The 5710-nt window shown below is 64.6% G+C and carries 6 protein-coding genes and 1 pseudogene; 3 read left to right on the top strand and 4 right to left on the bottom strand.

Features of this window, described 5'->3' with window-relative positions; translation table 11 throughout:
• From Y705_RS19240 to Y705_RS0110860, 3 genes are all read right to left on the bottom strand, one after another.
• The coding region (locus tag Y705_RS19240; RefSeq protein ID WP_275450807.1) for a sulfite exporter TauE/SafE family protein at window positions 1-375 on the bottom strand (375 nt) is incomplete at its 3' end.
• A 40-nt stretch (window positions 376-415) separates the two neighbouring features.
• Window positions 416-1249 (bottom strand): aldo/keto reductase, encoded by an 834-nt coding sequence (locus Y705_RS0110865; RefSeq protein WP_026532866.1) that lies wholly within the window; start codon window positions 1247-1249, stop codon window positions 416-418.
• A gap of 30 nt (window positions 1250-1279) precedes the next feature.
• The gene (locus Y705_RS0110860; protein WP_026532865.1) at window positions 1280-2035 is read right to left on the bottom strand and encodes a maleylpyruvate isomerase family mycothiol-dependent enzyme; all 756 of its coding nucleotides are present in this window, start codon (window positions 2033-2035) and stop codon (window positions 1280-1282) included.
• A 61-nt stretch (window positions 2036-2096) separates the two neighbouring features.
• On the opposite strand from Y705_RS0110860, the pseudogene Y705_RS0110855 reads away from it, so the two are divergent.
• A pseudogene (locus Y705_RS0110855) lies at window positions 2097-2641 on the top strand (acyl-CoA thioesterase).
• A gap of 16 nt (window positions 2642-2657) precedes the next feature.
• Here the strand turns inward: Y705_RS0110855 and Y705_RS0110850 are convergent.
• A complete protein-coding gene (locus tag Y705_RS0110850; RefSeq protein ID WP_026532864.1) occupies window positions 2658-3992 on the bottom strand; it encodes an APC family permease in 1335 nt (444 codons plus the stop codon).
• A 185-nt stretch (window positions 3993-4177) separates the two neighbouring features.
• Between Y705_RS0110850 and Y705_RS0110845 the strand changes: the two genes are divergently transcribed.
• Both Y705_RS0110845 and Y705_RS23665 read left to right on the top strand, forming a co-directional pair.
• Window positions 4178-5572: an OFA family MFS transporter gene (locus Y705_RS0110845; protein ID WP_026532863.1), complete on the top strand. Its 1395-nt coding sequence runs from the start codon at window positions 4178-4180 to the stop codon at window positions 5570-5572.
• Window positions 5569-5673: an MFS transporter small subunit gene (locus tag Y705_RS23665; RefSeq protein WP_444826183.1), complete on the top strand. Its 105-nt coding sequence runs from the start codon at window positions 5569-5571 to the stop codon at window positions 5671-5673. The genes Y705_RS0110845 and Y705_RS23665 overlap by 4 nt, the downstream gene beginning before the upstream one ends.
• Window positions 5674-5710 lie beyond the last annotated feature (37 nt).

Raw genomic sequence — 5710 nt, 5'->3', positions numbered from 1 at the left:
GGCCGCCGCGCGGCGTTGGACGGCGGGGGCGACGGCCACCATGACGAGTCCGATGACGATCAGGATGGGCACGATCGCCCGAAAGGCCTCGGCCGGGAGGACGAGGAGCAGAAGTGCCCCGGCGATGCCGCCGACAGCGGAGAGCGGCAGCAGCTTCAGCAGCAGGCGCTTGTTCGCAGCGATCTCGCGGCGGTAGCCCCACGACCCGGTGATGCCCCCGGCTACAAGGCCGATATTGTTCGAGATATTGGCCACGATGGGTGGGTAGCCGAATAGCAGGAGCACAGGGAAGGTCACCAGGGTGCCCGAGCCGACGACGACGTTGATCATGCCGGCCCAGAAGCCCGCAAGAAAGATTACGGCGAGTTCGATCAATTCGGTTCCCCTTGGTGAGATTGCGGCCGAAGCAGCGGTATCAGTGGCCGAAAGTGTCCGAATCGGTGATTTCGGACCCGCCCGTGTCGAGCGCCGAGATGCTGTCCAGCTCCTGCGGCGTCAGTTCGAAGTCAAAGATATCGATGTTCTGGGAGAGCCGCTCGGGACGGGATGACTTCGGAATGGCGACGACGCCCTGCTGCACATGCCAGCGGAGCACGATTTGCGCCGGGAACTTCCCGTATTGCTCGGCCAGCGCGGTGATGACGGGCGTCTCGAGGAGATCACTCCGCGGGCCGAGCGGGCTCCATGCCTCCGTCACTATCGAGTGCCGGGCGTGGAATGCGCGGACTTCCTGCCGTGTACGGCGGGGGTCGAGCTGGATCTGGTTGACCTCGGGCACCACCCCGGCGTCGAGGACGCGCTGGAGATGGGAGGGCTTGAAGTTCGAGGTTCCCACGGCCCGCACCAGTCCCTCATCGACCAGCGCGGCGATGCCCTCCACCGCCTCCACGTAGCGGCCATGGTCCGGATTGGGCCAGTGCACCAGGAGCAGATCGATGTAGTCGACGCCCAGCAGGCGGCTGCTGTTGCGGAAGGCCTGCCGCACGCCGTCGTGCCCGTGCCATTTCCTGTTGAACTTCGTGGTGAGGAACAGCTCGCCCCGCTCAATGCCGGAGCGGTGGATGCCTTCGCCCACGCCTGCCTCATTGCGGTAGTTCTCGGCCGTGTCGATGAGCCGGTAACCGGCGTCGATGGCGGTGGCAACGGTGTCCGCTGCTTCGGCGTCGTTCAGCGGCCATGTTCCCAATCCCAGCAGGGGAAGGTCGGCACCGTTGCGCAACTGGACCGTGGGCACGAATTTCAGGGTCATGGGACTCCGTGGTTGGTGGGGAGGAAACGGTCAAAGCGTTTTGGCCAGGCGGCTGCGGAGTTCGGCTATCGCTCCGTCCGGCCCAGCGGTGGAGGGAAGCGGGCCACGCCCCCAGAGCCAGAGGAGGATCTCCTCCGGATCCCCCGAAATTGTCGCGACGCTCTCAGGTGCGCCGCCGGGCGCCGACGCTCGATCAAGGCGCGCGGCCGCACGATCAAGGGTCACCGACCAGGAACGCCCCATGCTCTCCACACGAACGACGGCGCCGCTTGCCTCGGGGTCGGCGCGTCCCCGCCCCAGCATCACCGAGAGCACCTCGTCGATGCCGTCCACGGCGAGCTCCTGATCGAACGGGGTGGTCCGCCTGTCTCCTGCCTGCTCGAGGTCGTACCGGTGCATAGCGGTTTCATGCGTGAGGCGCCGCATCCAGAAGCCGACCGTCTGGTCATCCGGCACCCAGCTCTCGGCGGCGTCCTCGGGAGCATGGGTGTCGAACTGCGCGATCAGACGGTGGTAACAGTGCTCGAGGAGCTGATCGGGCGGCATGCTGCCGATACTGACGGGCGGCCAGCCCTTGCCCGGCCGCGATCCGGTGCGGATGGTTTCGGCCTTGTGGAGATAAACGATCGCGGTGTGTCGCACGAGGTCCTCGCCGGTCCAGCCGGGGCAGGAGGGCACCGGTGTTACGAGAGTGCCATTGATCGACGCGGCCAGCGCTGCAAATTCCGAGGACAACAGTTCCCGGTAACGGCCGAACGAAAGGGCGTAGGGGTAGGGCTGTCTCATGCACCGAGTCTAGGCACTGCTTTACGGACCGCCATATGTTACCGCTGAGTAATATGTGTTGATGCATCTTATTCTCCGCACCCTGCTCCAACTTCTCCGTTCGGGCAGGCGTCCGGGTCTCAGTATCTGGGGGAGTTCCTCGTTACCGCTACGCGTCCTTCCGACGGACATCGATATTGCGCTGCACCTGAACAACGGCATGTACTTCTCGGTGATGGATCTGGGCCGCTTCGACCTGATGGTCCGCAGCGGCGTCCCGAAGCTCATGCGCCGGAAGGCTGGAGCCCGGTGGCGGCGGGGGAGACCATCAGTTTCCGCAAGTCGCTCCAGCTCGGCCAGCGGTACACCATTGAGACGCGCATCATCGGCATGGACGAACGGGCCGTCTATTTCGAACAGCGGATGGTGAGCGACGGCGAGATCTACGCGCGTGGTTTCATCGCAACCCGTCTTGTCTCGAAAAACGGCTCGGTGAGCAACGAGGAGATCATCGCTGCTTTCGGTGCGCCGCCGGCGGACCTGGTGCTACCCGACTGGATCCACGAATGGCGCGGGAACAACTCGCTGCCCGGTTCCCGCAAACCGGCCTCCCACGCCTGGCAGTGACAGGATCGTCCCGGCTCTAGGTTCGAGCAGCGGTTCCGTTGCTCCTCCGTTTCCGCACCAGCTTCTGGAGAAGATACAGGACGAGTCCCACGGCCAGCAGGACAGCGGTGCGAAGCCAGATCTCCCCTCCCTGCTGGGTGAGGAGGAGGACACAGGAAGCGACGGCGAGGACGGGAACCACCGCAGGAATGCGGAAGTGCTTGTGCTCCACCTTGTCGCGGCGCAGCACGAGGACGGCGATGTTGGTACTCAGGAAGACGAACAGGAGAAGGAGCACCACCGTCTGAGCCAGTGAGGCGAGGTCCCCAGAGAGCGTCAGGACCATGGCCACGACCGTTGTTGCAACGATCGCCACCCACGGGGTCCGCCGATTGGGGAGGACCCTGCCGAAAACCGAGGGGAAAAGACCCTGCTCGGCCATACCGAAAGTGATCCGGCTCGACATGATCATCGTCAGGAGCGCACCGTTGGCCACCGCGACCAGCGCGATCAGGCCGAAAAGCCAGGGCGGGACGCCCGCTCCAGTGGCCGCGACGACGTCGAGCAGCGGCGATGTCGACCCCGCCAGGTCCTCTGCCGGCATCGCCGCGGAGGACGCGAGGCCGATCAGCAGGTAGACGACGCCGGCCGTCAGGAGGGCGCCGAAGAGGGCGCGGGGGTAGACGCGGCTCACGTCGCGGACTTCCTCCGCCACGTTCGCCGAAACCTCGAAACCGACGAAGGAGTAGTACGCGATGAGCGACGCGCCAAGCACGGCGGCGGACGGGCTCACTCCTGCCGGGAATTCCGTGACGCGGGAGACATCACCGCCGCCTCCGGCGAGGAAGAAACCGACAACGACGATCACGAGGACGAGCCCGGACACCTCGATGACAGTCATCACCACATTGCTGCGCACGGATTCCCTGATGCCGCGTGCATTGAGGAGTCCGATCAGGAGGAGGAACACCAGGGCTGCGGGCGCCGCCGGAACGTCGATGAACGCACCCAGGTAATCACCGGTGAAAGCCAGCGCGAGGCCCGCGGCGCTGGTGACACCCGCAGCGAGCATGCAGAATCCCACGAGGAACGAAAGGAAAGGTTTTTGAAAGGCCCGCTCGGCGAAGACCGCTGCACCGCCCGCCTTCGGGTACTTCGTGACCAGTTCGGCGTAGGACCCGGCGGTCAACAACGCCAGGACCAGTGCCACCATCAGGGGCACCCAGAGGGCGCCCCCCACTTCGGCCGAGATGACCCCCACCAGTGCATAGACGCCGGCGCCCAGCACATCGCCGAGGATGAACAGGTAGAGCAGCGGGCCGGTGATGCCGCGCTCGAGTTTCGTGTCCGGTGCATGCTCGGTCGTCGCCATTGGAGAAGTCTAGCGAAACTCAGTAAGCAGGCTGATGAAAAGCTCCTACCACATTACCGCTCACCGCACATGAGCTACCGCCCGGCGTTGCGAATTCCCTCCAGGGTGTGACGCACCCCATAATTGCCTTCATGAACCATGGCTCGGGGGCAGCCATCCATGCTGCAACGTAACAAGGAGTTTTTATGAGTTGGCTCGACCGGGACCACAGCATCGCACCCCCAGGATTCAACCGCTGGCTCATTCCGCCGGCCGCTCTCGCGGTGCACCTGTGCATCGGGCAGGCGTACGCGACCAGCGTCTACAAGACAGCGTTGGTGCAGCACTTCGATGCGAGCCTGACGCAGATCGGCATCATCTTCTCCATCGCCATCGTGATGCTGGGGCTGTCCGCCGCCGTCATGGGCACCTGGGTGGACAAGAACGGCCCCCGGATGGCGATGGCCACCTCCGCCCTGTTCTGGACCTCCGGCTTCGTGGTGGGCGCCATGGGTATCTTCACCAACCAGCTGTGGCTGGTCTACCTCGGCTACGGAGTCATCGGCGGCATCGGCCTCGGCATCGGCTACATCTCCCCGGTGTCCACGCTGATCAAATGGTTCCCGGACCGCCCGGGACTCGCCACCGGCATGGCCATCATGGGATTCGGCGGTGGAGCGCTGATCGCGAGTCCGCTGTCCACACAGCTGCTGCGTTTCTACGACCCGAATTCGAGCGCCGAGGGCTGGGTAGCCAGCGGTGACTCGGTGGGCAAGCTCTTCCTGACACTCGCAGCCGTGTACCTGGTGTACATGCTGTTCGGCGCGTTCACCATCAAGGTGCCGGCGGCCGACTGGAAGCCCGAAGGGTTCGACCCCTCCACGCTCAAGTCCAAGGCGCTCGTCACCTCGGACAACGTGTCGGCGAAGAACGCCATCAAGACCAAGCAGTTCTGGCTCGTGTGGATCGTGCTCTTCTGCAACGTCACCGCGGGCATCGGCATCCTCGAACAGGCCTCCCCGATGATCCAGGACTTCTTCCGCGGCGCCGACGGCTCCACTGCTGTCACGGTCGCCGTCGCCGGTGGATTCGTCGGGCTGCTGTCGATCGCCAACATGGGCGGCCGCTTCGTGTGGTCCTCCACCTCGGATATCATCGGCCGCAAGCGCATCTACATGGTCTACCTCGGTGTAGGTGCTGTCCTGTACTCGATCCTGGCGCTGTTCGGCGCGAGCACCACCCTGCTGTTCGTCGTCCTGGCCTTCTTCATCATCTCTTTCTACGGCGGAGGCTTCGCCACCGTCCCCGCATACCTGAGGGACCTTTTCGGGACCTATCAGGTGGGAGCCATCCACGGGCGGCTGCTGACCGCGTGGTCCGCGGCCGGCATTGCCGGACCATTGATCATCAACGGCTTCCTGGACGCGCAGGGAACCCCCGGTGAGCTGACCGCCGCCGCCTACCAGCCGGCCCTCCTGACCATGGTGGGGCTGCTGATCATCGGTTTCGTGGCCAACCTGCTGGTAAAGCCCGTGGATCCCAAATTCCACGAACCCGTCAACAGCGCAAGCAAAGAACCAGCACGTGGAGGCACGAAATGACCGCAGTAAGGATCGCAACTGTCTGGGCGCTCGTAGGAGTCCCCCTCGCCTACGGCGTTTTCCAGACGCTCACCAGGGCTTCGGCTCTCTTCGGGGGCTAGGCGGCACTCACCAGTACAGCGACGGCGGGACAGGTCA

The sequence above is a fragment of the Arthrobacter sp. H41 genome (genome assembly GCF_000520535.1).
Classification (GTDB): domain Bacteria; phylum Actinomycetota; class Actinomycetes; order Actinomycetales; family Micrococcaceae; genus Arthrobacter_D.
This window is presented reverse-complemented; position numbering and strand designations above follow the sequence as displayed.